Source organism: Nocardioides asiaticus (genome assembly GCF_040049175.1).
Taxonomy (GTDB): Bacteria; Actinomycetota; Actinomycetes; order Propionibacteriales; family Nocardioidaceae; genus Nocardioides; species Nocardioides cheoyonin.
This window is the reverse complement of sequence record NZ_JBDZDM010000003.1, coordinates 723,579-749,986: the sequence shown is the minus strand read 5'-3', so window position 1 is coordinate 749,986 and position 26,408 is coordinate 723,579. Positions and strand designations below refer to the sequence as shown.

Below are 26,408 nucleotides of genomic sequence, written 5' to 3'. Positions count from 1 at the left end.
GCAGCGACGGCCCGCCGATGGTGTCGGCGGGCCGTCGTGTCGTGCGTGTGGCAGGTGCCGGATCAGCCGTCGTGGTCGGACGACGGCAGGTAGCCGGCAGGCACCTGCGACGGTGTGTAGACCTTCGTGTCACCCGGGTAGGGGACCTTCCAGTCGTGCGTCTGGTACCAGGTGTAGCGGTTCATCTGCTCTGGGTTCGCGTAGTCGGGGACGGCGCCGTTGCCCGTGAAGTGCTGGTGGTTGCTCCACTTCTCCCACGCCTTCGCGACGTCCTCCTTGCCGGCCGGGATCTCCAGCGCCTTCGCCTGTGCCTTCTTGACCTTCGCGGCGGCCGCGCCGGTCTTCCCGAGCGTGTCGAGGCCGCACGCCGGCGGCGTCACGACGCCCTCGGTGAGCGGGATCTGGTTCGGCACCGCGTTGAACGGCGTGTAGTCCGGCTTGGACCGGAACGCGCCGTACATCGGCGTCGCGGCGGCGAGCTTCTGGTTCAGCGGCTGGGCGCCGAGGATCTGCTCGATCGTGCGCACCATGGTGATCTGCGAGTAGTAGGTGCTGTCGACAGTGCCGTGCTGGGCCCAGGGGCTGATGATCTGGACCGGCGCGCGGTGCCCGTCGACGTGGTCGGCACCGTCCTGGCTGTCGTCCTCGACCACGAAGATCGCCGAGCTCTTCCAGTACTTGCTGTGGGAGATCTCGTCGACGATCTGGCCGACCGCGAGGTCGCCGTCGGCGACCTGCGCCCGCGGGTCCGCCGTACCACCGGTGTGGTCGCTGGACAGCCAGAACATGTTGAGGTTCGCCGGCCCCTTCTTCTCGAACTCCTGCTTCCAGATCTCGTAGCGGTAGATGTCCGGGATGGCGGTGTCGAACATCGGTGCGTCGTGGTTCGAGATCGCGTTCAGCGACGGGATCGCCGACTGCTGGTTGACCCGGATCGACGGGTCGGTCAGCTGGGCCGGGTCGCCGCCCGCCTCGACGCTCTTGGTGGCGCAGTAGTACTGCTGCCACGTGGCGCCGGCCGGCTTGTTCTCGAAGTACCCGAACTCGCCGAAGTCACGGACGGTGCCGCCGGCCGCCTGGACGGCGTTCCACAGGAAGCCCGAGCGCTGGTGGCCGAGGACGTCGTCCTCGGTGTCGTAGCTGCGGGTGTACTCGCCCGCGTCGGACTCGGTGTACTCCGGGTTGTCGCCCTGCATGAGCCAGTTGTGGCCCTCGGCGGAGTTCGTGCCGACGTCGTAGGTGTTGTCGTACAGACCGAACTGCTTCGCCAGCGCGTGCTGGTTCGGGGTCACGGTCTCGCCGAACTGCGCCAGCGACGCGTCGCCGTTGCCCTCGGACATGTCGCCGTACACCTGATCGTAGGTGCGGTTCTCCTTGACCAGCAGGAAGACGTGCTTGATCGTCGAGGGGTCGCCGAGCCGCTTCGGGACCGGCACCGCCTTCGCCTTCTTGCCCTTCGCCTTCTGTACGTCGGTGCTGGTCCAGCCGTTCTGCTTGAAGACCGTCGAGGTGTACTTCGCGAGCTGCTGGTCGCTCGGCAGGGTGAACCGGGTCAGCGACGCCGTGGTGCTGTGCGTGCCGTGGCCGGACACCGTCGTGGTGCCGGTGCCCTTGTTGAAGCTGAGGTCGGGACCGCGCGCGTCGATCCCGCGGCGGTTGCTGACGACGACCTGGTCGCCGACCGTCGCGATGTCGGACGGGTAGTAGTCGGTGGGCAGCAGGCCGAGGTAGCTGACCGGCTGCTGTGGGTTGCCGTGGTACTTGTAGACTGCGACGGCGTTCGCCCGGCCGAGGGTGACCAGCAGGTGGCCGTCCTTGGTCAGGGTCATGTCGTCCGGCTCGTAGCCCACGTCAGAGCTGGGCCACGGCTTGGTGGCGATGGTCTGGACGACCTTGTCCTTCGAGCTGTCGATCACCGAGACGGTGTCGTCGAAGGTGTTCGCGACGAACACGGCGCCGTCGGCCGTGTAGAGCGCGGTCGGGTGAAGGCCGACCGGGATGGTCTTCACCGCGGACGAGGCGTCGGCGGTGTCGATGACGCTCACCGTGCCGTTCGTCGAGGTGCCCTTCGAGTTGGAGGGCACGTCGGTGTAGTAGGAGTTGATCACCGTGTCGCCGGACTTCGCGCGCCGGCCGCCCTCGTTGCTGACGTAGAGCTTGTCGTCGACGACCGCGACCTGGCGCGGCGCGATGCCCACGTTCCAGGTCTTCTCGACGGTGCCGGTGTCGGGGTCCATCGCCACCACGGTGTTCTGCCCGTTCACGGGGACGTACAGCGTCGAGCCGTCGGCGGAGTACGCCGGCTTGCCGGGCATGGCGGACACGGAGCCGGACTGGCCCCGCGTGTTCGTCATCGTGACGGTCGGGAGCGAGATGACGGTCGGCGTGCCGAGGGTGCCGTCGCTGGCGACCGGGTAGCGGCTCAGGCCGTTGAGGTTGGAGACCCAGAGGTACTTCCCGTCCGGGGAGTACGTCGGCCCTTCCTGGCCGACGGTGCTGTCGGAGATCTTCTGGTCCGGGCTCCCGCCGGTGCCGACCGTCCAGATGAGCTTGTAGGTCGACAGGTCGAAGATCTGGACGTCGATCGACCTGTCGGTGCTGGTGGCGGCCAGGTAGCGGCCGTCGGGGCTGACGGTCGTGCCCATGAACTTGCCGTACTCGGTGAGCAGGCGGTCACCGATCGGCTTGACGATCTGGTCGCTGGAGACCTGGATCCCGTCGGCGTACTCCGTGCCGACCTGGTTGTGGCCGAAGACCACGGTCGAGCCATAGGCCATCCCGCCACCGGCGGCGACGGCGAGCGCCGATGAGCCGGCTATGACGACCTTGAAGCGACGGCTGCGGTGATTCGACAGCCCGAGACGGGGCTTCGGTGGGCGCCGCCGCTGTTGCACTGCATGCATGGATCATCCCTTCTCAGTGGATGTGAGCAGATCGATGTTGCCGTCGAACTGCCACAGAGGGTTCGGTGCGTCCCCTTGCGGGGTGTGCACCTGGAAGTAGCCGTTCACCTCCTTCGGTCCGTCTCCGTCGGCGACGTACCGCCCGTCGGCGGTCACGTCGAGCTGGTAGATGGCCGTGCCGGTCGCGGTCGAGTCCGGCAGGTGCCACCTCACGACACAGCGCCAGTCGTTGCCCGGACCGTGGTCCTCGACCAGCGAGCCGCCCTTGTCGCAGGACGCGGTGGCCCGCAGGTGGGCCTCGGTGACGTCGGGACGGTTCAGCTCGCCGGACTGGAGCCGGTAGAGATGCGCGTACGACGTCGCGAGCGACTGCTCCAGCTTCGGCCGCTCGACACCGGTGCCGCTCGCGCTCGTCGCGACCGACACGACGAGCACCGTCGCGCCGGTGAGCGCGACCAGCGGCAGCACGCCGCCCACGAGTGCCCGCCGCCCGGCGCCGTCGTTCGCGAGGTCGGTGAAGTCGCGCCGCATGAAGAGGACGTACGCGAGCGCGGTGGAGGCGACCGCCCACACCAGGCTCACCACGATCCCGATCACCAGCGGGCCCACCTGGGCGGGGTCGGTGAACAGCCCGCGCCAGGCCAGGAACGCATTGGTCGGCAGCGCGAACCGTACGACGGCGGGCAGCGGCAGCATCTCGGCGAGATCGAGCACGATCGCGAGCACCGCCGGGACCAGCAGCCCCATCGGCGAGCGGCCGAGCACGACCGAGCCGAGCAGCCCCACCCCGGCGAAGGCGAAGGTCGGCGCGAGCACGCAGACCCAGGCGACCAGCACCGTGCGGCCGGCCTCGCCGGGCGTCAGCAGGTGACCGTCGAGCCCCGCCAGCTGGTGGCTCCCGACCGCGGCGATGCCGCCCACCATGCCCGAGACGGCGAGTCCGACCACCATGAGCAGGATGACCGTGAAGGTCGCCAGCGCCTTGGCCGCGAAGATCCGGCGCGGCGAGCGGACGGCGATGAGGAGGTGCCGCCAGGTCCCGAGCCGGTCCTCGGCGGCGAACACGTCGCCCGCGACCAGCGAGGTGAGCAGGGGAAGCGCCCAGCTGCAGCAGAAGGCGAGGACGACGAGCGACCCGGCCCACCCGGTGGCGAGCATCCAGCGCCCGAACACGGTATCGGTGGGCAGGGACGTCTGCTGGCTCACGACGGCGACGAAGAGACCGGGTGCCAGCCAGCAGGCGAGCAGCACCAGCCGCACCCGCCACTGCGAGAGCTGCTTGACCAGCTCGAAGCGGTAGCCGGCCCGGACCGACACCGGTCGCGCGACCGCGACCTGCTCGGGCGCGCGCGTGGAGACGGCGGCGGTCATCGGGCCCCCTCCTCGTCCTGGGCGGCGGAGCCGTCGAGACCGGTCAGCGCGAGGAACGCCGCCTCGAGCGGCGGCACCACCGGTGCCAGCTCGCGTACGGCGACACCGCCCCCGACCAGACGGGACACGAGCTCGTCCAGGGCGGGCACCGGTCCGTGTACGACGACGGCGTCCGCCTGCGGGCGCAGCGACCCGCTGCTCGGCGGGACCAGCTGGATCCCTGGCGACCCGGCCGCGATCGCGGACGCCGACTCATGGTCGGAGACCTGGATCCGGTAGTCGAGGTCGCCGCTCTCGGCGGCGAGCTTGTCGACCGGGCCCGAGAAGACGGTCCGGCCGACGGAGAGGATCGTTACCTGCGTGCAGAGCGCCGCGAGGTCGTCCATCCGGTGGCTCGACATGACGACCGCCGTACCTTCATCGGCGAGCCTCTGGAGCACGCGGTGGACGTGTCGCTTGCCGGCGAGGTCGAGGCCGTTGGACGGCTCGTCGAGGACGAGGAGCCGTGGGTGGGTGAGGAGGGCCGCCGCGAGCCCGAGCCGCTGCCGCATCCCGAGGGAGAAGCCCCGCATCCGGCCGTCCGCGACGCCGGACAGGCCTACCTCCTCGAGGGCGGCGTCGACCTCCTGGGTGCGCTCCGGGCCGTAGCCGCGCAGGGACGCGAGGGCGAGCAGGTTCTGCCGGCCGGTGAGCGCCGGGTAGAGACCCGGCCCGTCGACGAACCCCGCGACGCCCTCGGGCACCGACAGCACCCGGCCGACCGGCTGCCCGAGGATCTCCAGCGTCCCGTCGTCGGGGAGCGCCAGTCCGAGGAGGAGTCCGAGGAGGGTGGTCTTGCCGGCGCCGTTCGGCCCGACCAGTCCGTGGATCTCGCCCGGGTCGACGTCGAGGTCGACCTCGTCCAGGGCGACGACGTCGCCGAAGTCCTTCGTGATCCCGCGAGCCCGGACTGCGGGCCTGGTGTCCATTCGGTTCAGTCCCCTTCGTTCGTCCCCCAAGTGGTCGAAACAGATGAAAACTATTGAGTGCGGCGGACGGCGGCAGTAGTGCAAAGTAAAACGTTGGGCGAACGGACCACGACGTCTCTGTCGGCGGCCTGGTGTTGACTGGCTGCATGCTGCTCGCCGACCTCGTCGCCACCTCCGCCACGGTCGCGGCCACCCGGTCGCGCAAGGCGAAGGTGACCGCCCTGGCCGCGTGCCTCGAGAAGGCCGCCCCCGAGGAGCTGGAGGTCGTCACCTCCTATCTCGGGGGCGCGCTCCGCCAGCGCCGCACCGGCCTCGGCTGGCGGTCGCTGACCTCGCTCCCGCCGCCGGCCGCCGAGCCGACGCTGACGGTCCTCGACGTCCATGCCGCGTTCGACGCGATCGCCGCGCTCGCCGGGCCGGGCTCCCAGGGCGCCCGCGCGGCGGCCGTGGAGGAGCTGTTCGGGCGGGCGACGCCCGAGGAGCAGCTCTGGCTCCGCGGCGTGGTGACCGGCGAGGTCCGGCAGGGGGCGCTGGACTCCCTCGTCCAGGAGGCGCTCGCCGTCGCAGCGGAGGTGCCACTGCCCGCGGTGCGCCGTGCGGCCATGCTGTCCGGCTCGACCGTGGCCATCGCCGCCCGGGCGTTCGCGGGCGAGGAGGCGCTGGCGGAGGTGGGCCTCGTCGTCGGGCGGCCGGTCCTGCCGATGCTCGCCTCGAGCGCGGGCACCGTGGCCGAGGCCTTCGCCAAGGTGGGTGGAGAGGCCGCTGTCGACACCAAGCTCGACGGCATCCGCATCCAGGTCCACCGCGACGGCGACGTGGTCGTCGTCGCGACCCGGACCCTGGAGGACATCACCGCCCGGCTGCCCGAGGTCATCGAGGTCGTACGCCGGCTGCCGGCCACCGCCCTGGTGCTCGACGGCGAGGCGATGACCGTCGGGCCCGACGGCCGTCCGCGGCCGTTCCAGGAGACCGCCTCGCGGACCGCGACCCGCGGCGTGTCCGAGGTCCACGTAGCGCCGTACTTCTTCGACCTGCTCCACCTCGACGGCCGCGACCTCCTCGACCTGCCGCTCGCCGACCGGCTCTCAGAGCTGGACCGGCTCGTGCCGGAGGAGCACCGCGCGACGCGGCTGATGACCGGCGACGCGGACGAGGCGGAGAGGTTCGCCGCCGACGTGCTGAAGGCGGGCCACGAGGGCGTCGTCGTCAAGGGCCTCTCGGTGCCGTGGGAGGCCGGTCGGCGCGGCTCGGGCTGGATCAAGGTCAAGCCGGTCCACACGCTCGACCTCGTCGTCCTCGCCGTCGAGTGGGGCTCGGGACGTCGCAAGGGCTGGCTCTCCAACATCCACCTCGGGGCCCGTGATCCCGAGTCCGGCGGGTTCGTGATGCTCGGGAAGACCTTCAAGGGGATGACCGATCAGATGCTGCAGTGGCAGACCGAGCGGTTCACCGAGCTCGCGACCGTCGCGGACCCGAGCGCCGACTGGGTCGTCCCGCTCCAGCCGGTCCAGGTCGTCGAGATCGCCTTCGACGGGGTGCAGCGCTCGACGACCTACCCCGGCGGCGTCGCGCTCCGCTTCGCGCGGGTCGTCCGCTACCGCGACGACAAGACCGCCGACGAGGCCGACACGATCGAGACGGTGAGATCGTTCGCGCACGCGTAGCAGCGGATGCTGCAACTGCGAGTGTCACACGTCGTACGCTTGGTCCATGAGCCGTGTTCCCGCGACCGACGGCCGCCGGTCGGCGGCGGCTGCCCGGCGCCGTGCGCGTGAGGCCGAGATCGTGGCGGCGACCCGTGAGCTGCTCGAGGAGCGCGGGATGCGCGACGCGCAGATCGAGGACATCGCCCGCGCGGTCGGCATCAACCGCGCGATCGTCTACCGCCACTTCACGGGCAAGGAGGAGATCTTCGCGCTCACGCTGGTCGGCTACCTCGACGAGCTGCGGGAGGAGCTACTGAAGGCGACCGACGTCGACAAGACGCCGAGCGAGCGGCTCGCTGCAGCGGTGGGCGCCTTCGTCGAGTACGGCGTCGACCACCCGGCCTTCGTCGACTGCGCCCAGGCGCTGATGCGGCGTACGGGCCCCGAGCTGCTCGACGAGATCTCCGAGGGCGCGCTGTTCCGTCTCGGCCGCGCCATCACCGGCTGCCTCAACCTGCTCATCGGGATCTTCGAGGACGGCACGAAGAGCGGCGAGTTCGCGGTCGCCGAGCCCGGGCTCCTGGCCAACACGCTCTACGCCACCGGTCTCGGCGCGCTGCAGCTCGCCCGGGTCGGGATCCTGGTGACCGAGTCGGCCCCCGGCGTACCCACCGTCGGACGGGTCTCCCCGGACCAGGTCCGCGACTACCTGGTCACCGCGGCCCTCGCCCTCGCCTCCCGTTAGTGCGAGTCAGGGACGTTCGAGGATGGCGGTGACACCCTGGCCGCCCGCGGCGCAGACGGAGATCAGGCCACGGCCGGACCCCTTCTCCGCGAGCAGCTTGGCGAGGGTGTGGACGATCCGGCCGCCGGTCGCGGCGAACGGGTGCCCGGCCGCCAGCGAGGAGCCGTTGACGTTGAGCTTCTCGCGCGGGATCGAGCCGAGCGGGGCGTCGAGGCCGAGCCGCTCCTTGCAGTAGATCGGGTCCTCCCACGCCTTGAGGGTCGAGAGCACCTGCGAGGCGAACGCCTCGTGGATCTCGATGAAGTCGAAGTCGTCGAAGGTGAGGCCGTTGCGGGCGAGCATCCGCGGCATGGCGTACGCCGGCGCCATCAGCAGGCCCTCGCCGCCGTGGACGTAGTCGACCGCGGCGACCTCGGCGTCGACGAAGTACGCCAGCGGCTCGAGCCCGTGGGCGCCGGCCCACTCCTCGGAGGCGAGGAGCACGGCGGAGGCGCCGTCGGTGAGCGGCGTCGAGTTGCCGGCCGTCATCGTCGCCGCCTCGCCCTTGCCGAAGACCGGCTTGAGCTTCGCCAGCTTCTCGACCGAGGAGTCGGGGCGGAGGTTGTTGTCCTTCTCCAGCCCGCGGAACGGCGTGAGCATGTCGTCGAGGAACCCGCGGTCGTAGGCGGCCGCCAGCTTCTGGTGCGACGCCGCGGCCAGCTCGTCCTGCTCCTGGCGGCCGATCTGCCACTCAAGGGCGGTCAGGGCGGCGTGCTCGCCCATGGAGAGCCGGGTGCGCGGCTCCACGTTGGCCGGGATGGTGGGGATGATGTCGGTGGGCCGCAGCTTGGCGAACGCCTTGAGCCGGCCCTGGAGGTCCTTCGCGCGGTTGGCCTCGAGCAGGATCTTGCGCAGCCTCTCGCCGAGCGCGATCGGCGCGTCGGAGGTGGTGTCCGTGCCACCGCCGATGCCGGACTCGAGCTGGCCGAGGGCGATCTTGTTGGCGATGTAGTTGATCGCCTGCAGCCCGGTGCCGCAGGCCTGCTGCAGGTCGACCGCGGCGGTCTCGGGGGCGAGCTTCGACCCGAGCACCGACTCGCGGGTCAGGTTGAAGTCCCGGCTGTGCTTGAGCACGGCGCCGGCGGCGACCTCGCCGATCCGCTCCCCCTCGAGGCCGTAGCGGGTGACCAGGCCGTCGAGCGTGGCGGTGAGCATGTCCTGGTTGGACGCCGTGGCGTACGCGCCGTTGGAGCGGGCGAAGGGGATGCGGTTGCCGCCGACGATGGCGACTCGTCGAGTGCTGGTCATAGGGACATCCTTGTCTCGCGCGACCTCATGCGTGAAGGGTATGTCGGAGAGGTCACGAAATGTGGACACTGAGTTACAACCATAGTTACATGACGGACCGGGTGGGACCCGCACTCCCTCGCACCGTGCCTGCCCGAGACTGGCCCACAGATTGCAGAGGACGACGAGATGAGCGACAGGTACCAGAGCTTCACCCAGACCCCGATCGGCAAGCTCCTGGTCAAGAACCTCGGCCTTCCCAACCCGACCCCGCTGGAGCGGTACGCCGCCGGCGACCCGCTCGTGAAGGGCACGGTCCTCGTCGGTGGCCGCGGCCGTCTGGCTGAGTCCCTGCCCGGTCTGCTCGACACGCTCGGCATCGCCACGACCGGCACCGCGGGCGAGGGCCAGCGGTTCAAGGGCCTCGTCTTCGACGCGTCCGGACTCACGTCCAGCGAGGACCTGATCGCGCTGCAGGAGTTCTTCACGCCGGTGCTGCGCAGCCTCGAGACCTGCCCCCGCGTGGTCGTGATCGGCACGCCGCCCGAGACGGTGAAGGGGTCGGAGCGGGTCGCCCAGCGCGCGCTCGAGGGCTTCACCCGCAGCCTCGGCAAGGAGATCGGGCGCGGCGGCACCGTGCAGCTCGTGTACGTCGCGGAGGGCTTCGAGCAGTCGGTCCTCTCGACACTCGGCTTCCTGCTGAGCCCCAAGTCGGCGTACGTCTCCGGCCAGGTGGTCCGGATCGGCACCCACGGCGCCTCGACCGCCGAGGGCGTGGTCGACTGGCAGCAGCCGCTGGCCGGCAAGGTGGCGCTCGTGACCGGCGCCAGCCGCGGCATCGGCGAGCAGATCGCCCGCGTCCTCCACCGCGACGGTGCCACCGTCGTCGGCGTCGACGTGCCGCAGGCGGCCGACGCGCTGGTGACGGTCATGAAGGAGCTCGAGGGCGACTGGCTGACCCTCGACATCACCGCCAAGGACGCCCCGCAGCGGATCGCCGCCCACCTCCAGGAGAAGCACGGCGGCGTCGACGTCGTCGTGCACAACGCCGGCATCACCCGCGACAAGAAGCTCGCGAACATGGCCGAGGACAGGTTCGCGTCGGTCGTCTCGGTCAACCTGACCGCGCCCGAGCGCATCACGGCCGAGCTGCTCGACCAGAAGGCGATCCGGGCGAACGGCCGGATCATCGGCGTCTCGTCGATGGCCGGCATCGCCGGCAACGTCGGGCAGACCAACTACGCGGCGTCGAAGGCCGGTGTGATCGGGTTCGTCGACAGCCTGGCCGACGAGCTCACCGACGGCATCACCGTCAACGCCGTCGCGCCCGGGTTCATCATCACGCAGATGACCGCGGCGATGCCGCTCGCCAGTCGCGAGGTCGGCCAGCGGCTCAACTCGATGGCGCAGGGCGGTCTGCCGGTCGACGTCGCCGAGGCGATCGCATGGTACGCCAGCTCGGCCTCCACCGCAGTCAACGGCAACGTGGTCCGGGTCTGCGGCCAGATGATGCTGGGGGCCTGATGCCGGCACCTGCGCCGAAGGTGGTCTCCGGCAACGGCGGCCCGGGGATGCTGCTGCGCGCCGCGCTGCCGGCCGTCCCGGGGCTGAGCGCGCTGCCCGGCGTACGCAAGTCGACGCAGCCCTTCGAGGGGCTCTCGGTCGTGCGCGAGCCCGTCACGGTCGAGCGCGAGCGCGTCGAGGCGTACGCCGGCGTGTGCGGCTTCCCGCTCAAGGACACCGTCCCGCTCCCCTATCCGCACCTGTTCGGGTTCCCGCTCCACATGGCGCTGATGAGCGACCGGCGGTTCCCGGTGCCGGCGATGGGGATGGTCCACATCGAGAACTCGATCACCGGCCACCGCCCGATCGCCATCGGCGAGACGCTCGGCGTGGCCGCCTCGGTGGGTGCGCCGCTGCCGCACCCGGCCGGCACGGCGTACCGCTTCACCACGACGGTCACCTCGGGCGACGTCGACGAGCCTGTCGTGTGGGAGTCGACCTCGACGTACCTCCGCCGCGGTCGGCGTGACCCCGACGCCGTCTGGCCCTCGGAGCTGCAGGACGTGCCGCCGAGCGGCCCGGTGTTCCCGCTCAAGGCCGACCTAGGCCGTCGCTACGCCGCGGTGTCGGGCGACTACAACCCGATCCACCTCACGCCGATCACCGCGAAGGCGCTCGGCTTCCGGCGCCACATCGCCCACGGGATGCAGACGTTGGCCCGGTGCATCGCGGCGCTGGAGAACCGCCTGCCCGACGCCTGCCGCGTGGACGCTGCGTTCAAGAAGCCGGTCTTCCTGCCGGGCTCGGTGGCGTTCGGCTCCACGAAGGTCGAGGGCGGCTACGCCTTCTCCCTCCACAAGCGCGGCAGCGACACCCTCCATCTCCTGGGGCGTACGACGGCGCTCTGACCACCGGAACTGCCGACTCGACAGGGCAGAACTGGCGACTCGACGGGGCAGAAGTGGCGACTCAACCCTCGCGCGGGGGCCGGATGATGCCCTCCTGGGCGACGGTGGCGACGAGGGTGCCGTCGGCGGTGAAGACCCGGCCGATGGAGAGGCCGCGGCCGCCCTGGGCCGCCGGCGACTCCTGGTCGTAGAGCCACCACTCGTCGGCGCGGAAGGGCCGGTGGAACCAGATGGTGTGGTCCAGCGAGGCCATCTGGACGCGGCGGGTGTCGAGCGTGTGGGCGGCGAGCGAGGCCCCGAGCAGCGAGATGTCGGAGGCCCAGGTGAAGGCGCCGGCCTGGATGTCGGGGTCGTCGGGCAGGGGGTCGGCGATGCGCAGCCACACCCGCTGCTGGGAGGGACGCGCGGGGTCGGGGTCGAGCCCGAGCAGGGAGTTCCCGACGACGCGTACCTCGACCGCCGCCCACTCCCGGGCGAGCGACCGCGCATCCTGGTCGCTGCTCTTCGCCATCAGGTCGATCCAGTCGAGGCACTTCTCCGGCGGCGGGACCGAGGGCATGGCGTCCTGGTGCTCGAAGCCCTCCTCGTGCTTCTGGAAGTTCACGGTGAGGTAGTAGATGTCCCGCCCGTGCTGGCGGGCCGCGACCCGCCGGGTCTGGAAGCTGCGGCCGTCGCGGATCCTCTCCACGTCGTACACGATCGGGTAGAGCGGGTCGCCCGGGAGCAGGAAGTAGGAGTGCATCGAGTGCACGTGGAAGCCGTCGCCGGCGGACCTGATCGCCGCGATGAGGGCTTGCGCGGCCACCTGGCCGCCGAAGGCACGGCCGCGGTCGTTGTCGGGCGCGGGCAGGCCGCGGTGCAGGTCCTGGTCGATCTCCTCGAGGTCGAGCAGGCGTACGAGCGAGGCGACGGCCTCCTGCGGTGTGAGATCGCTGTGGGTGGGCTCGTCCGCCACGTCAGCGGCCTCCTCGGCTCCCGGCTCCGGGGAGGTCGTCGTCATTCCTGGGTGTCCCCTCCGTCTTCGAGGCCGGCGAGGAACTGCTCGAACTCGCGGCCCAGCTCCTCACCGGTCGGCAGCGGCTGGTCCGGTGCGAGCAGGCTGCGGCCGGAGTCCTCGGCGCGCTGGAAGCTGTCGTACTGCCGCTCGAGCGCCTTGACCACCTCGGTGACCTCGTCGTGCTCGGCGAGGTAGGTCGCGATCTCCTCCTCGCGGTGCTGCGCCTCGGCGTGCAGGTCGGAGAGGTCGATGGTGAGCCGGCCGGCGAGCTCGACCTGCTCGAGGAGGGCGGCCGCGGCGGCGGGGTAGTCCAGCTGGGCGAGGTAGTGCGGCACGTGCGCCACGAACCCCTGGGCGGCGTGGCCCCACTCCCCCAGCCGCACCTCGACGAGGGCCTGGGCCGACGACGGCACCCGGATCTCGCCCTGCCACGGGCTCTCCGCGGTCACCCGCCCGGCCTCGCGGGCCGGCTCGTTGCCGTGGTGGGTGATCGTCAGGGGACGGGTGTGGGGCACCGCCATCGGCACCGAGCCGAGGCTGATCACGTCGGTGACGCCCAGCTGCTCGACGACGTCACGGACCGCCCGGGCGTAGCCCTCCCACTTCGTGTCCGGCTCGGGACCATGCAGGAGGAGGTACGGCGTACCACCGGTGTCGCGCAGCAGGCGTACGACGAGCCTCGGGGTGTCGTAGGCCTCGTAGTGGTCGCGCACGAACGAGATCGCCGGACGCCGGGCCCGGTAGTCGTGGAGCTGGTCGGCGTCGAAGACGGCCACGACCTGGGCGTCCGCGGAGGTCGAGGCGAGCAGATGCTGGGCCGCTCGGACCGCGGCGTTGCCGGCGTCGAGGAAGCCGTCGAGCACCTGGACCATCGTCAGGCCGCCCTGCGCCTCCTCCAGCGCGGGCACCTCGTCGACGATGTGCACCAGTCGTGACTTCGGCACGGCGAGCTCACTCCTCGGTCGGGTCGGTTCCGGTCGGCTGTTGCGGGTGTCGCGCCTCTTCCACGCGTTCCACAGGTTCCTCATGGCGTGGGGCGCAGCGTCCCGCACCTCCACGATATTCCCCCGGCGGCTGCCGCCCGCCGGAGGCCGCGCCGGGTTGTGACGAGCGCCCGATGTCGGCAGGGTGGTCGTATGCGTCGCGCGCTCCCGGTGCTGCTGCCGCTGCTGGCGGCGCTGCTCCTGACCCTCGCCACACCCGGCGACGCGGCCGCTGCGCTGGGCAAGCGCCAGGTGGCGGCGTACCAGCGCACGCTCAACCACCTCGGCTGCGACGCGGGCCGGCCGGACGGGCGGATCGACGCGCACGTGCGCGCGGCGGTGACGCGGTTCCAGACCCGCTTCGGGCTGACCAAGAACGGCCACTTCGACACGCGCACCCGCAGGGCGCTGGGCGTACGCACGGCGCGCTGCTCGTGGCGTCCCGTGCCGGCGCGCAGCGGCCACGGCCGGCGCATCGTCGTCGGCCAGTGGCAGGACTGGGTCTGGCTGGTCCGCGCGGACGGCAGCATCGCCGCGCAGGGCGGGATGACCGACAACCCGAAGGTGCTCCACAAGGGGACGTACGCCACCGGCTCCTACTGCGGCCGCGCGGCCCGGATCCGCCGCAACACCGACGTCTCCGGGAGACTCTGGCTGCCGTACTTCGTCCGGTTCGCCCCGTGCGGGATCGGCTTCCACCAGATCCCGCTGAGCAAGTCGACCGGGCGCCGGATCCACGCGGACTGGCTGCTCGGCACCGACCAGCGCAGCTCGCACGGCTGCAACCGGGTCAGCCACCGGCTGGCGACGCGGATCTGGGACTTCACCGCCGGACGGCGGCGTACGACGGTCGTCGTGCGCTGAGGGGCGGCGCGAGGGTCACGACTGCTCGGAGTCGACGCGTACGTCGACCTCGGCGGGCTCGCTGAGGTCCGGGACCGCCTCCAGGTTGCCGAGGTGGTCGATGGCGTCGAGCGCGATCGCCTGCGGCGTGAGCCCGATCCGCTCGAGGATCGTCTCGCGCTTCGCGTGGGCGAGGAACTGCTGCGGGATGCCGTGGATCCGGGTCGGGGTGGTGATGCCCGCCGCGGCCAGGGTCTGGAGGAGCACGGCCCCGCAGCCGCCGATCTCACCGCTGTCCTCGACCGTGACGACGAGGCGGTGCTCGCCGGCCAGCTCGACGATCGCGGGGTCGACGGGCTTGACCCAGCGCGGGTCGACGACGGTCACGCCGATCCCCTGGGCGACCAGCCGCTCCGCGACGCCGACGGCGACGCCGGCCATCGCGCCGATGCCGACGACGAGCACGTCCTTGGCACCGTCGCGGACGAGGACGTCGGCCTGGCCGGCCTTGCCGACCGCCGGGACGTCGGCGGGCGGCGCGCCCTTCGGGATCCGCAGGACGGTGGGCGCGTCGTCGACGGCGACGGCCTCGCGCAGCAGCTCCTGGACGCGGGCGCCGTCGCGGGGCGCGGCGAGCCGCAGACCCGGCACGACCTGCAGGATCGACATGTCCCACATGCCGTTGTGGGACGCGCCGTCGCTGCCGGTCACGCCGGCCCTGTCGAGCACGAAGGTCACGCCGCACTTGTGCAGCGCGACGTCCATGAGCACCTGGTCGAAGGCGCGGTTGAGGAACGTCGAGTAGATCGCCACGACCGGGTGCATGCCGCCCATCGCGAGGCCGGCCGCGCTCGTGACGGCGTGCTGCTCGGCGATGCCGACGTCGAAGGTCCGCTCGGGGTAGGCCGCCGCGAAGCCGTCCAGGCCGACCGGGTAGAGCATGGCGGCGGTGATGGCGACCAGGTCCGGCCGCTCGGCGCCGAGCGCGACGATCTCCTCGGAGAAGAAGTCGGTCCAGATCCGGCCCTTGGGCTTCGGCTTCGAGGTCTCCATGTCGAACGGGTCGGTCTGGTGCAGCTGGTCGACCTCGTTGAGCTCGGCCGGGTCGTAGCCGAACCCCTTGCGGGTGATCGCGTGGACGATGACCGGGCCGCCGAAGCGCTTGGCCTGGGCGAGGGCCTGCTCCATCGCCGGCCGGTCGTGGCCGTCGATCGGGCCGACGTACTTCAGCCCGAGGTCCTCGAAGAGCCCCTGCGGCGCCAGCGCGTCCTTGAGGCCCTTCTTCATCGCGTGCAGCACGTCGTAGGCCGCCCCGCCGATCCCCGGTACGGCGTTGAGCCGGCGCTTGACCAGGTCGAGCGCCTGCTCGTAGCGCGGGTTGGTGCGCAGCGAGATGAGGTGCTCGGACAGGCCGCCGACGGTCGGCATGTAGGAGCGGCCGTTGTCGTTGACGACGACGACGAGGCTGCGGTCGGGACCGGTGGCGATGTTGTTGAGCGCCTCCCAGGCCATGCCGCCAGTGAGCGCGCCGTCGCCGATGACGGCGACGACGTGGCGGTCCTCGCCGCGGATGGCGTACGCCTTGGCGAGCCCGTCGGCGTAGCTGAGCGAGGTGGAGGCGTGGGAGTTCTCGACAAGGTCGTGCTCGGACTCGGCCTGGCTCGGGTAGCCCGAAAGGCCGCCCTCCTGCCGCAGTCCGGCGAACTCGCCGGCCCGGCCGGTGAGCATCTTGTGGACGTAGGCCTGGTGGCCGGTGTCGAAGACGACCCGGTCGCTCGGGCTGTCGAAGACCCGGTGGATCGCGAGGGTGAGCTCGACGACGCCGAGGTTGGGGCCGAGATGGCCGCCGGTGACCGAGCAGGTGGAGACGAGCAGGTCACGGATCTCCGTGGCGAGCGCGCCCAGGTCGTCGTCGCTCAGGTTGCGCAGGTCGCGGGGCGAGGCGATCCGTTCGAGAAGACCCATGCTGGGTACTTTACGCATCCCGTCGTCGATGTCGCCGATCCCCGTGGGTCACGCGCCGACCAGCTCGCGGTAGAGGGCGGAACCGATCAGTCCGGGCAGGACCATCCGCGCCGAGTCGGTCAGGTCGAGATCGTCGAAGGTCGCGGGATCGACGAAGACGATCTGCCGGCCCTCGTGGCAGACCACGTCCGCGTCGGTGAGGTCGACCCCGGCCACGTAGACGTCGAACGTGACGTCCTGCACCGGCTCGGAGAAGGCGCCGACGTAGGTGAGGTCGTCGGGGTCGACGCGGATCTCGGTCTCCTCCTCGAGCTCGCGCACCGCCCCGGTGAGGTGGTCCTCGCCCGGCTCGAGGTGGCCGCCGACCATCGACCAGCGGTCGGGGTCGGTCGGCGCGTGCTCGTCGCGCTCCTGGAGCAGCAGCCAGCCCCGCTTGTCGACCAGCACCACCGCGGCGATCTCGACCGTCATGGTGCGGAAGGCTATCGACGCCTCACAAGCGCGGTCGGAAGCGCGTACCCCGGAGCGCCTGCTCGACGAGGTCGACCGAGCGGCGTACGCCGGCCAGCCGGGCCTCCTCGGCGAGCCAGGTCTCCACGGCCGCCTCGACCGCGGTGTCGGCCACCAGGTCGCGCAGGTCCGCGCGCACCGAGGAGAGCCCGCGCCGGGCCGCCTCCTTGGCAGCCCCGACGAACACCGCCGCGAACCGCGCCAGCACCACGGGGTGGCGCAGCAGCGCGGGATGGCCGCGGTAGTCCGGCGGGCACTGGTCGAGAAGCCAGCTGGTGGCCGTGGCGATCCAGTCCGGGGCGTCGGGCGGCCTGACCTCGGCGGGCCAGCCGGGCGGGACGTACGTGCTCACACGCCGATGCTAGATCGAACGCATGTTCGATTCAATCCGGGCGTACGCCGGCTCGCGGCCGCTCCATCGGAGCGCAGAGCACGTCGGCGAGCCGGTCGAGCCCGACGGGCTCCCCGACCAGGTCCGCCCACGGCCGGTCGCTGCCGGCGAGGAAGGCGACCGCCCGCTCGAGGTGGCGCGGCTCGTAGTTGTGCACGCCGGTCAGCGTCAGCCACCGGCGTACGACGTCCTCGGGGTCGAGGGCGACCGGCGGCCCCGGCGTGACCGAGCCGACGAGCACCAGCACTCCCCCGACGTCCAGCGCGCCGAGGCAGCTCTCGACCGCGGCCGCGGCACCGGAGAGCTCCATGGCCACGTCCACCGCAGGGAGCCGATCGCCGGCCGCCGCCGTGGAGGTGGCGCCGAAGCCCAGCGCGAGCTCCAGGCGGGCCGGGTCCACGTCGACCACGACGACCTCGGGCGCGCCGGCATCGACGGCCGCCGCGGTGGCCGTGAGCCCGAGCATGCCCGCGCCGGTGACGAGCACCCGCCTGCCGGCCAGGTCGCCGGCCCGCTCGAGCGCCGCCATGACCGTGGCGGTGGCGCAGCCGGCCGGCGACGCGACCTCGTCGGGCAGCCCGACCGGCACCGGGACGACTGCCGTCCCGGCGGGCAGCAGCACGTGGGTCCCGTAGGTCCCCGAGAGCGGCCAGCGCCCGCCCGGACCGTCGTACGCCTCGTGGCCGAGCTTGCGCACCGACCGGCACTTGGCGGTGAGCCCGCGCCGGCAGCGGTCGCACGTCCCGCAGGAGACGGTCACCGACCAGACCACCCGCTGACCAGGGCGTACGCCGGCGCCCGGCCCGGATGCGACGACCGACCCGACCCCCTCGTGGCCGAGCACGCTCGGACACGGCGCCGGTCGGCGCCCGGACACGGTGTGGTGGTCGCTGCCGCACACGGTCGCGAGGTCGACCCGGACGAGCACCTCGCCTGTCGTCGGCTCGGGGAGCGCGACCTCCTCGACGCAGACCTCGCTCCCGCCGCGCCAGACGGCAACGCGCGCGAGGTCAGGCATCCGCCAGCCGCCGCCGGAGCGCCGCGCTGAGAAGGTCGACGGCGATGACCATGACGAGCACCATCAGGATGTAGGTCATCATCACGTCGAAGTTGAACTCCTGGATCGCCTGCGTGAGGTAGAAGCCGATCCCGCCGGCACCGACGATCCCGAGCATGACGGAGTCGCGGACGTTGACGTCGATCCGGTAGAGGAACAGGCTCACGAACTGCGGCACCACCGACGGCAGCACCACGTGGGTGGCGGTCTGGAGACTGTTGGCGCCGGCCGACCGCAGCGCCTCGACGGGGCCCTGGTCGACCTCCTCCATCGCCTCCGACCACAGCTTCCCCATGACCCCGATGTTGTGCACGAGGATCGCGAGCACGCCGGGGAACGATCCCAGGCCGACCGCCGTGACGAAGACGAGTGCCCAGACGAAGTTCGGCACCGCGCGGAACAGCGAGAGGATGCCGCGGGCGACCTGGTAGACGATCGCGTTGCGCTGCGTCGTACGCGCGCCCAGAAGCGCGAGGACGAGCGCGAACGGCACCGACAGGGTGGTGCCGAGGATGCCCATCGACAGCGTGACGAGGCAGTAGCCGATCGCCGGGTGGACGATCTCGTCCCAGCTCAGGTCCGGCGGGAACGCGTCGCCCAGGAAGTCGACCATGCCGTGCCAGCCGGTCACGAGCTCCCCGAGGGAGAAGTCGGTCTTGCGCCAGGCGTAGACGTGCAGGGCGACCACGGCGGCGAGGACGACGACGGTGGCGACGACGGAGGACGTACGCCACCGGCGCGGAGGTACGGCGAGGCGTGCGACGGAGGTCAGCTCGGTCATGTCAGGGCTCCCTCCGCCTGGTAGTCGGGGGCGTACAGCGCGTCGACCTCGGCGTCCGTCAGTCGGTCGGCGGGGGTCTGGAGCGACATCCGGCCGTGGAGCAGCCCGACGACGCGGTCGGTGTGGCGCCGGGCGAGCTCGGGCTGGTGGAGCACGGCCGCCACGGCCATCCGGTCGTCCTCGGCGAGCGAGCGCAGCAGCCGCATCACCTGGGTGGCGGCGGCCGGGTCGAGGGCCGAGACCGGCTCGTCGGCGAGCAGGACCTGGGCGCGCTGACAGAGCGCGCGGGCGATCGCCACCCGCTGCTGCTGGCCGCCCGAGAGCCGGCCAGCCCGGTCGTGGGCCCGGTCGGCGAGGCCGACCCGGTCGAGGCACGCCATCGCCTCCTCCCGCAGGTCCCGCGGGAAGGCGAGGGTCGACCACGACCGGGTGATCGGGAGCCGCCCGAGGGCGCCCGCGCAGACGTTGTCGAGCACGCTGTGGCGCCCGACGAGGTGGATCCGCTGGAACACCATCGCCGCAGACGCGGTCGGGGCGCCCGGCGTCACCGGCCGCCCGCCGACGGTGATGGTCCCGCCGTCCGGGCGGACCAGCCCGACCACGCAGCGCAGCGCGGTCGACTTCCCCGATCCGTTGGCCCCGAGGACACTGACCACCTCCCCGGCCCGCACGTCGAGGTCGATGCCGTGGAGGACCGTCCGGTCGCCGTACCTCTTGACGAGCCCGCGGACGGAGAGGACGGCCGTCGAGGTGTCGTCGGTGCTCACCGGGGAGGCGGTCAGTGCGGCCATCACAGGTCCTTGTCGGTGAGCCCGAGACTGTCGGCGAGGTCGAACAGCGGCTGGTACGTCGACTGGTCGACCGCGATCAGCGGCTTGTCCGGCGAGGTGAAGTCGAGGTACTTGCCGATCGGGGCGACCGCTGACTTCGGCAGGTTCAGCAGGGCGTCGGTGATCTTCTTCTGCGCTGCGTCGCTCAGCTCCGGGGAGACCGTGATCGGGTCGTTGGCGATCGGGTCGGACTTCCAGATCTGGGTGTAGTCGGCTTCGTCGAAGATGCCCGACGCTTGCGAGGAGGCCAGCTGCTGGGAGTTGATCTCGGCCGCGTCGACCTTCCCGTGGATCAGCGCGAGCTGGGACTCGGGGTGGCCGCCGGCGTACATCGTCTGGACGTCCTTGTCGACGCCCGCGTCGACGAGCGCCTGACGCGGGAGAGCGTCGCCGGAGGTCGAGCCGCTCTCCGCGAGGGCGAGGGTGTGCCCGGCGAGGTCCTTGACGGAGGTGATCGGGGAGCCCTTCTTGACCCAGATGCCGGCGGTGTACGTCGACAGCTTGCCGGTCTTGTCGGCGAAGGAGGCGACCGGCACGGCCTTGGCCTCGCGGGAGGCGAAGACGAAGCCCAGCGGGCCGAACTGGCCGATGTCGAGCTTGCCGTTCTTCATCGCGAGGATCTCGGCGACGTAGCTCTCGGTAATCTGGACCTCGACGTCGCAGCCGAGCTCGTCCCCGAGCGCCTTGCCGATGGTCTCGTAGACGGGCGTGAGGTTCTTGGCGTCCTCGTAGGGCTCGACGCCGAAGGTGAGCGAGCCGTCGGGGCAGACCGAGTCGGAGTCGGCAGAGGCCTTGCTGTCGGAGCCGCCGCAGGCCGTGAGGCTGGCGGCGAGGACGGCCGCGCCGGCGAGCGCGGCGAGTTGGTGGAGCTTCATGGTGGGTTCTCTCCTGGTGCGGGGGATGGACAGGCAGGTCAGAGGAGCTTCAGAGGAGGTTCAGAGGAGCTGGTCGAGGACGGCCGGGGCGAGGCCGAGCGCGGTGGTCATGCCGATCCCCGAGGTGACGGAGACGACCCGCGTGCCCGGGTGCGGCTCGGCGACCAGGTAGTCGGTCTGCGGGGAGTCGGCGTAGACGCCACGCCAGCGGCGCCTCACGGTGAGCGCGCCCCCGAGCAGGCGCGCTCCCTCACGCAGCAGCAGCTCGCTGACGTCCTCGTCGTCGAACGGCGTCTGCGTGACGTCGTAGTGGTGGGTGTCGCCGAGGACGACCGAGCCGTCAGGGCGCTGGGTGAGCATGAGGTTCATGTCGACCGCGAGGAGCTCGGGGCTGGTCTCCTCGAGCTCGCGGCGCAGCTCGGCGGCCGCGGGCATGGAGGCCGGCCCTCCGTACCTCAGCAGGGACGTGCCGGTGAGGACCGCGGGCTCGATGGTGACGCCGCCGGGCGGTGCGACCTCGAGCATGTGCAGCCGGCAGCGTCGTACGCCGGCGGCCGAGGCGACCTCGGGGAAGAGCCGGTCGACGTCGTGGCCGCTCGCATGGACCACCCGTGAGGCCGCCAGGTCGCCGCGGCTGGTGCTGACGAGGCCGGGCGCGATCGCGCCGACGTGGGTGCCCCACCTGATCTCGACGCCCTCCGAGGCGAGCCAGCCTGCCAGCGCCGGCACGGCCGCGCGGGGGTCGATGCGGAGGTCGAGCGGCAAGTGCGCCCCGCCGACGACGTCCTCGCCGGCGACCGGGACCAGGTCGCGCACCTCGCTCCGGGTGAGGAGCCGGACCTGCTCGGGTCCGCGGGCCGCGGCGAACTGCTCGAGCACGGCGAGCTCGGTGGCCGTCCGCGCGACGGCCAGGGTGCCCGCCTGCCGGACCTCGAACCCGGCCTTCTCGCCCAGGGTGAGCCAGCGCTCGCGCGCGACGAGCGCGTAGTCCAGCGCCTCGCCGGCCTGGATCGTGGTGCCGACGTGCCCGAAGTTGCGGACCGACGCGCCCACGGCCCGCTGGTCGCGCTCCAGCACGACGACGCGCAGCCCCCTGCCCACCGCCTCGACCGCGTGGGCGAGGCCGACGATGCCTGCACCGACGACGGCGAGGTCGTACGGGGTGGCGTCGTCGGGAGCGGGAGCGGGGCTGCTGGTCGTCGGCACGCAGTGAACGCTCCAAGCCCCGTCCGGCCGGGGTCAAGGGGGTGCGACGTCTTGTACAAACAAGTTAACCGGCCGTTCGCCTGCGCGGCGGAGTCGTCGGGTGTTGTTGACCGAGAGTTCACGACGGAACCGGGACCGACTTGTCTGATCAAGTTGTAGCGTTCGGGACATGTCAGTGCCTCTCCACGCCCGCGTCGCCGAGGACCTGCGCGGCCGGATCCTCGGCGGCGAGCTCCCGCCCGGCACCGCGCTGCCGTCTGAGGCCGACCTCTGCGTCGAGTTCCGCGCGTCGCGCGGGACGATCCGCAGTGCGCTCGCGGCGCTGCGCCGTGAGGGACTCATCGGCGGCGGCCAGGGGCAGCGGCCGACCGTCCGCGAGACGGCGGTCGGGCAGCCCTTCGAGACGCTGATCTCGTTCAGCAACTGGGCGCGCGAGATCGGGCGTACGCCGGGCCAGCGGACGATCGAGGTCGCCCGGCGTGGCGCGTCGGCCGCCGCCGCGCAGGCGCTCGGCGTGGAGGTCGGCGACCCGGTCGTCGACGTCCTCCGGCTGCGGCTCCTCGACGGGCGTCCGGCGATGCTCGAGCGGAGCAGCTTCGTCGAGCAGGTGGGCCGGCTGCTCTTCGACTTCGACCCCGACTCCGGCTCGATCTACGCCTACCTGACCTCCGTCGGCGTCGACCTGCACTCGGCCCGCCACACGATGGACGCCGTCGCCGCCGACGAGACCGACGCCGAGCTCCTCGGCCTCGAGGTCGGCAGCCCGCTCCTGCGCGAGCGGCGCCGGGCGACGGCGGCGGACGGCACGCCGCTGGAGTACGCCGACGACCGCTACCGCCCTGACCGGGTCACGTTCACCATCGACAACGCCCGGCCGGCCTCGTCCGGGATCAGCACCGACGTCCGCATCCTCAAGGAGATCTCATGAGCACCGCGTTCGACCTCGCTGCGCTCGACATGGCCGGGACGACCGTCGACGAGGGCGGGTTGGTCTACGCCGTCCTCGAGGCGACGGTGGCCGACGCCACGGGCGGCGCTGTCCCGCACGACCTGCTGCAGCAGTGGAAGGGCACCTCGAAGCGGGAGGCGATCGCCGGCCTGCTCGCCGCACTCGACGCCGACGCGTCCGAGGCCGCCGTCGACAAGACGTTCGCGCTCTTCGGCGAGCGGCTCGTGACCGCCTACCGCGAGACGCCGCCGCAGCCGTTCCCCGGCGTCGTGGAGATGTTCGCGACGCTGCGCTCCGCCGGCGTGAGGGTCGCCCTGCAGACGGGCTACTCGGCCGAGATCGCCGACTCGATCCTGGCCGGGCTCGGCTGGACCGTCGGACCGGGGCCGGACACGACCGTCGACGCCGTGGTAACCTCCGACCGGGTCGCCGCCAGCCGCCCCGCGCCGTACCTCGTCTTCCACTGCATGGAGGCCACCGGTGCCGCCGACGTACGCCGGGTCCTGGTCGCCGGCGACACGCCGAACGACCTCGAGGCCGGCACCTGCGCCGGCGCCGGGCTCGTCGTCGGAGTCGGCACCGGCTCGTTCACGCTCGAGCAGCTCGCGTCCTCGCCCCACACCCACCTGCTCGGGTCCACCGCGGAGCTGCCCTCCCTGCTCTGAGGCAGGATCGGACCATGACCCCGAACAAGAACGTCGCCCGCATCGGCGCCGCCGCGATCGCCGCCCAGCTCGTCCTCGGCCCGCTCACCCTGCGTGACCTGCACCGGCGTACCTCGGACCAGGTCCGCGGCCCGAAGCTGCTCTGGCAGGTGTGGGCCGGCACCAACCTCGCCGGCGTCGCGGCGTACTGGCTCGTCGGCCGCCGCTGACATCCTCGCTCTGGCACAGTGCGGCCATGAGCACTCCCCCGTCGCCGTACGGCGCCTGGCCCTCGCCGATCTCGGCGCGCGACGTCTTCGCGACGAGCACGGCGAGCGCCTCGCCGATCACCGACGGCGCCGACGTCTACTGGACCGAGGCACGGCCCGCCGACGCCGGCCGCCTCACGCTCGTACGACGACGGGCCGGCGCCACCGAGGACGTCTCTCTCCCCGGCCACAACGTCCGCTCGCGCCTGCACGAGTACGGCGGCGGCAGCCACGCCGCGGCCGACGGCCTCGTGCTGTACGTCGAGTTCGCGACCCAGCAGGTGTGGCGCGTCGCGCCGGGCGAGGAGCCGCGCCCGATCACGCCGCCGAGCGACGGGCTGGTCCGGCTCGCGGCGTTCGCGATCGACCACCGTCGGGGGGTCGCCTACTGCGTCCGCGAGGACCAGCGCGACACCGCGCTCGAGCCCGTCACCTCGCTGGTGCGGATCTCGCTCGACGGCCCCAACCACGACCTCGGGACGGTCCTGGTGGCCGGCCGGGAGCGGCCGCGCGCTCTGACCTCGGACGAGCAGGCCGACGTGGAGAGCCCACCGGACTTCGTGCTCGACCCGGCCCTCTCCCCCGACGGCGCGCGACTCGCCTGGGTCACGTGGAACCACCCGAACATGCCGTGGGACGGCAGCTGGCTGCGGGTCGGCGAGCTCGACGCCGCCGGCGACCTCGTCTCCCACCGCCTCGTCGCGGGGGCCGAGGACGCGGCCGTGGAGCCCGCGGTGTGGCTCGACGACCACCGCATCACCTTCGTCTCCCACGAGTCGGGCTGGGGCAACCATGTGGTCGCGGACCTGACCGCCGACCTGGTCGTCCGTGCCCACGCCGAGGAGGTGGACTACGGCGCGCCGCGCTGGCAGGCGGGCATGTCGGCGTACGCCGGACTGCCCGACGGGCGGATCGCCACGGTCCGCGTCGTCGACGGCGCCGACGAGCTCGCGCTGCTCGACCCTGCCACCGGCGAGGCGACCCAGGTCCCGACCTCCGCCACGGCGATCGCGGGCCTGCACGTCGTCGACGCCGGTCACGTCGTCGCCCACACCGGCCGCCCGGATGCGCCGGCGACGGTGTCGCTGATCGACCTCGCCGACGGTACGACGACGCCGCTCGCGCCGGCCGAGGACGACCCGGACCCGGCCTGGGTGAGCCTCCCCACGTCGGTCTGGTGGGACTCCCCCGCCGGCGAGCCCACGCAGGGATTCCTCTATCCGCCGGCCAACCCGGACATGGTGCCGCCCGAGGGCGCCCGGCCGCCGCTGATCGTCTCGCTCCACGGCGGGCCGAGCGGCCGCGCCACCCCCGTCTACACCGCCCAGCGGGCGTACTGGACCTCCCGCGGCTTCGCCGTCCTCGACGTGAACTACGGCGGCTCGACCGGCTTCGGCACCGCCTACCGGTGCCGGCTCGAGGGACAGTGGGGAGTCGTCGACGTGCGCGACGCGGTCGCCGGCGTACGCCACCTCGCCGACGCCGGTCTCATCGACCCCGAGCGCACCGTCATCCGCGGCGGCAGCGCCGGCGGCTTCAGCGTCCTCGCGGCGCTCACCTCGAGCGACGTCTTCCGGGCCGGGGCCAGCTACTTCGGCATCTCCGACCTGGTCACCCTAGTCGAGGACACGCACAAGTTCGAGTCCCGCTACCCGCAGCGGCTGATCGCGCCGTGGCCCGAGGGGCGCGAGGTGTACGTCGAGCGCTCGCCCCTCACCCATGTCGACCGGCTCGCGGTGCCGCTCATCCTCCTCCAGGGTGACGACGACAGGGTCGTGCCACCGGCGCAGGCCGAGCTCATGGCCCGGGTCCTGCGCGACAAGGGGCTCCCCCACGAGCTCGTGATGTACGCCGGCGAGGGCCACGGCTTCCGCGACCCGGCGACCAACATCGACGCCCTCGAGCGGGAGCTGGCGTTCTACCAGCGCGTCTTCAGGCTCGTGTCCGACGTCAGCCCGGCAGGAAGCTGAACCGCACCTCGCGCACGCTGTTGTCGACGTTGAGGTCGACCAGGCACAGGCTCTGCCAGGTGCCGAGCGCCAGCCGCCCGCCGAGCACCGGGACCGTCGCGTACGGCGGCACGAACGCCGGCATCACGTGGGACCGGCCGTGTCCGCGGGAGCCGTGCCGGTGCTTCCAGCGGTCGTCCGCCGGGAGCAGGTCGGCCAGGGCGCCCAGGAGGTCGTCGTCGCTGCCGGCGCCGGTCTCTATGATCGCGATCCCGGCCGTGGCGTGCGGCACGAAGACGTGCAGCAGCCCGTCGGCGTACTCCCCGACGAACTCCTCGGCGTCTCTCGTCAGGTCGACGACCGACTCCTTCCCGCCGGTGCGGTAGCTGCGCGTCTCGCTGTCCATCAGCTGTCCCGGAGGGCCTGCTCGACCCGCTCGACCTTCGCGGTGAGCTGACCGGTGTAGCCGGGCCGGATGTCGGCCTTGAGCACCAGGCTCACCCGCGGGGAGACCGCGGCGACGGCGTCGACAGCCTGCTTGACGACGGCCATCACCTCGTCCCACTCCCCCTCGACGTTGGTGAACATCGCGTTGGTCTCGTTGGGCAGGCCGGACTCGCGGACGACCCGGATCGCGTCGGCGACCGCCTTCGACACCGACCCGGTCGGGTCGTCGGTCGTGCCCGGGGCGATCGAGAAGGCAACAAGCATGCGACCCACCCTAGCCAGCCCGTCCGGGGGCCTACGATCCACGCATGAGCGTTGCCTGCCGCACGCTCATCTACTCCGACGACCCGACGTCGACCCGGGCCTTCTTCCGGGACGTCCTGCAGTTCCCGTACGTCGACA

The 26,408-nt window shown here is 72.0% G+C and carries 25 protein-coding genes; 9 read left to right on the top strand and 16 right to left on the bottom strand.

Going from position 1 to position 26,408, the window contains the following annotated elements; translation table 11 throughout:
* Positions 1–62: 62 nt before the first annotated feature.
* The 3 genes from ABLE53_RS14155 to ABLE53_RS14145 are packed head-to-tail and all read right to left on the bottom strand — an operon-like array spanning position 63 to position 5,242.
* Positions 63–2,903, bottom strand: a complete 2,841-nt coding sequence (locus ABLE53_RS14155) for a bifunctional YncE/alkaline phosphatase family protein (RefSeq protein ID WP_348859605.1) — start codon at positions 2,901–2,903, stop codon at positions 63–65.
* A 3-nt stretch (positions 2,904–2,906) separates the two neighbouring features.
* A complete protein-coding gene (locus ABLE53_RS14150) occupies positions 2,907–4,274 on the bottom strand; it encodes an ABC transporter permease (RefSeq protein WP_348859604.1) in 1,368 nt (455 codons plus the stop codon).
* Positions 4,271–5,242, bottom strand: a complete 972-nt coding sequence (locus ABLE53_RS14145) for an ABC transporter ATP-binding protein (protein WP_348859603.1) — start codon at positions 5,240–5,242, stop codon at positions 4,271–4,273. The genes ABLE53_RS14150 and ABLE53_RS14145 overlap by 4 nt, the downstream gene beginning before the upstream one ends.
* Positions 5,243–5,388: 146 nt before the next feature.
* Here ABLE53_RS14145 and ABLE53_RS14140 point away from each other — a divergent pair, with 146 nt between their 5' ends.
* Together ABLE53_RS14140 and ABLE53_RS14135 are read left to right on the top strand one after the other, a co-directional pair.
* Entirely contained in the window at positions 5,389–6,906 is a 1,518-nt protein-coding gene (locus ABLE53_RS14140; RefSeq protein ID WP_348859602.1) for an ATP-dependent DNA ligase, read from the top strand.
* Positions 6,907–6,952: 46 nt separating this feature from the next.
* Positions 6,953–7,633, top strand: a complete 681-nt coding sequence (locus tag ABLE53_RS14135; RefSeq protein ID WP_348859600.1) for a TetR/AcrR family transcriptional regulator — start codon at positions 6,953–6,955, stop codon at positions 7,631–7,633.
* A 6-nt stretch (positions 7,634–7,639) separates the two neighbouring features.
* On the opposite strand, the gene ABLE53_RS14130 is transcribed toward ABLE53_RS14135, so the two are convergent.
* The gene (locus ABLE53_RS14130; protein ID WP_348859599.1) at positions 7,640–8,920 is read right to left on the bottom strand and encodes an acetyl-CoA C-acetyltransferase; all 1,281 of its coding nucleotides are present in this window, start codon (positions 8,918–8,920) and stop codon (positions 7,640–7,642) included.
* 168 nt (positions 8,921–9,088) lie between these two features.
* Between ABLE53_RS14130 and ABLE53_RS14125 the strand changes: the two genes are divergently transcribed.
* Together ABLE53_RS14125 and ABLE53_RS14120 are read left to right on the top strand one after the other, a co-directional pair.
* Complete coding sequence (locus ABLE53_RS14125; protein ID WP_348859598.1) at positions 9,089–10,423, top strand: 3-oxoacyl-ACP reductase; 1,335 nt, start codon at positions 9,089–9,091, stop codon at positions 10,421–10,423.
* The gene (locus ABLE53_RS14120) at positions 10,423–11,310 is read left to right on the top strand and encodes a MaoC/PaaZ C-terminal domain-containing protein (RefSeq protein ID WP_348859597.1); all 888 of its coding nucleotides are present in this window, start codon (positions 10,423–10,425) and stop codon (positions 11,308–11,310) included. Before ABLE53_RS14125 ends, ABLE53_RS14120 begins: the two co-directional genes overlap by 1 nt.
* A gap of 61 nt (positions 11,311–11,371) precedes the next feature.
* Here ABLE53_RS14120 and ABLE53_RS14115 read toward each other — a convergent pair whose 3' ends face one another.
* Both ABLE53_RS14115 and ABLE53_RS14110 read right to left on the bottom strand, forming a co-directional pair.
* Entirely contained in the window at positions 11,372–12,310 is a 939-nt protein-coding gene (locus tag ABLE53_RS14115; RefSeq protein WP_348859596.1) for an acyl-CoA thioesterase, read from the bottom strand.
* Positions 12,307–13,251: a PAC2 family protein gene (locus ABLE53_RS14110; RefSeq protein WP_348859595.1), complete on the bottom strand. Its 945-nt coding sequence runs from the start codon at positions 13,249–13,251 to the stop codon at positions 12,307–12,309. Before ABLE53_RS14110 ends, ABLE53_RS14115 begins: the two co-directional genes overlap by 4 nt.
* A 192-nt stretch (positions 13,252–13,443) precedes the next feature.
* Between ABLE53_RS14110 and ABLE53_RS14105 the strand changes: the two genes are divergently transcribed.
* A complete protein-coding gene (locus tag ABLE53_RS14105; protein ID WP_348859594.1) occupies positions 13,444–14,154 on the top strand; it encodes a L,D-transpeptidase family protein in 711 nt (236 codons plus the stop codon).
* A 15-nt stretch (positions 14,155–14,169) separates the two neighbouring features.
* Here the strand turns inward: ABLE53_RS14105 and dxs are convergent, their stop codons facing one another.
* Genes dxs through ABLE53_RS14065 form a run of 8 tightly spaced genes read right to left on the bottom strand, consistent with a single transcriptional unit; the run spans position 14,170 to position 21,748 of the window.
* On the bottom strand, positions 14,170–16,098 hold the full coding sequence (gene dxs, locus ABLE53_RS14100) for a 1-deoxy-D-xylulose-5-phosphate synthase (RefSeq protein WP_348859593.1): 1,929 nt from the start codon (positions 16,096–16,098) through the stop codon (positions 14,170–14,172).
* Positions 16,099–16,146: 48 nt separating this feature from the next.
* Entirely contained in the window at positions 16,147–16,569 is a 423-nt protein-coding gene (locus ABLE53_RS14095; RefSeq protein WP_348859592.1) for an NUDIX domain-containing protein, read from the bottom strand.
* A gap of 22 nt (positions 16,570–16,591) precedes the next feature.
* A complete protein-coding gene (locus ABLE53_RS14090; protein ID WP_348859591.1) occupies positions 16,592–16,960 on the bottom strand; it encodes a hypothetical protein in 369 nt (122 codons plus the stop codon).
* A gap of 31 nt (positions 16,961–16,991) precedes the next feature.
* Positions 16,992–18,017 carry a zinc-binding dehydrogenase gene (locus tag ABLE53_RS14085; RefSeq protein ID WP_348859590.1) on the bottom strand — a complete coding sequence of 342 codons (1,026 nt, stop codon included), beginning with the start codon at positions 18,015–18,017 and terminating at the stop codon, positions 16,992–16,994.
* A complete protein-coding gene (gene phnE / locus ABLE53_RS14080) occupies positions 18,010–18,837 on the bottom strand; it encodes a phosphonate ABC transporter, permease protein PhnE (protein ID WP_348859589.1) in 828 nt (275 codons plus the stop codon). Before phnE ends, ABLE53_RS14085 begins: the two co-directional genes overlap by 8 nt.
* A complete protein-coding gene (locus ABLE53_RS14075) occupies positions 18,834–19,628 on the bottom strand; it encodes a phosphonate ABC transporter ATP-binding protein (protein ID WP_348859588.1) in 795 nt (264 codons plus the stop codon). Before ABLE53_RS14075 ends, phnE begins: the two co-directional genes overlap by 4 nt.
* Positions 19,628–20,542, bottom strand: coding sequence for a phosphate/phosphite/phosphonate ABC transporter substrate-binding protein (locus tag ABLE53_RS14070; RefSeq protein ID WP_348859587.1), 915 nt, complete (start codon positions 20,540–20,542; stop codon positions 19,628–19,630). The genes ABLE53_RS14075 and ABLE53_RS14070 overlap by 1 nt, the downstream gene beginning before the upstream one ends.
* Before the next feature lie 60 nt (positions 20,543–20,602).
* On the bottom strand, positions 20,603–21,748 hold the full coding sequence (locus ABLE53_RS14065; protein WP_348859586.1) for a TIGR03364 family FAD-dependent oxidoreductase: 1,146 nt from the start codon (positions 21,746–21,748) through the stop codon (positions 20,603–20,605).
* A 169-nt stretch (positions 21,749–21,917) separates the two neighbouring features.
* On the opposite strand from ABLE53_RS14065, the gene ABLE53_RS14060 reads away from it, so the two are divergent.
* Genes ABLE53_RS14060 through ABLE53_RS14045 form a run of 4 tightly spaced genes read left to right on the top strand, consistent with a single transcriptional unit; the run spans position 21,918 to position 25,580 of the window.
* Positions 21,918–22,676, top strand: a complete 759-nt coding sequence (locus tag ABLE53_RS14060; protein WP_348859585.1) for a GntR family transcriptional regulator — start codon at positions 21,918–21,920, stop codon at positions 22,674–22,676.
* Positions 22,673–23,362: a phosphonatase-like hydrolase gene (locus ABLE53_RS14055; protein ID WP_348859584.1), complete on the top strand. Its 690-nt coding sequence runs from the start codon at positions 22,673–22,675 to the stop codon at positions 23,360–23,362. Before ABLE53_RS14060 ends, ABLE53_RS14055 begins: the two co-directional genes overlap by 4 nt.
* A 14-nt stretch (positions 23,363–23,376) precedes the next feature.
* Entirely contained in the window at positions 23,377–23,571 is a 195-nt protein-coding gene (locus tag ABLE53_RS14050; protein WP_348859583.1) for a hypothetical protein, read from the top strand.
* A 26-nt stretch (positions 23,572–23,597) separates the two neighbouring features.
* Positions 23,598–25,580 (top strand): alpha/beta hydrolase family protein, encoded by a 1,983-nt coding sequence (locus ABLE53_RS14045; protein ID WP_348859582.1) that lies wholly within the window; start codon positions 23,598–23,600, stop codon positions 25,578–25,580.
* Here the strand turns inward: ABLE53_RS14045 and ABLE53_RS14040 are convergent.
* Together ABLE53_RS14040 and ABLE53_RS14035 are read right to left on the bottom strand one after the other, a co-directional pair.
* Positions 25,561–25,965 carry a YjbQ family protein gene (locus ABLE53_RS14040; RefSeq protein WP_348859581.1) on the bottom strand — a complete coding sequence of 135 codons (405 nt, stop codon included), beginning with the start codon at positions 25,963–25,965 and terminating at the stop codon, positions 25,561–25,563. The genes ABLE53_RS14045 and ABLE53_RS14040 overlap by 20 nt on opposite strands.
* Complete coding sequence (locus ABLE53_RS14035; RefSeq protein ID WP_348859580.1) at positions 25,965–26,270, bottom strand: MTH1187 family thiamine-binding protein; 306 nt, start codon at positions 26,268–26,270, stop codon at positions 25,965–25,967. The genes ABLE53_RS14040 and ABLE53_RS14035 overlap by 1 nt, the downstream gene beginning before the upstream one ends.
* Positions 26,271–26,408: the final 138 nt, after the last annotated feature.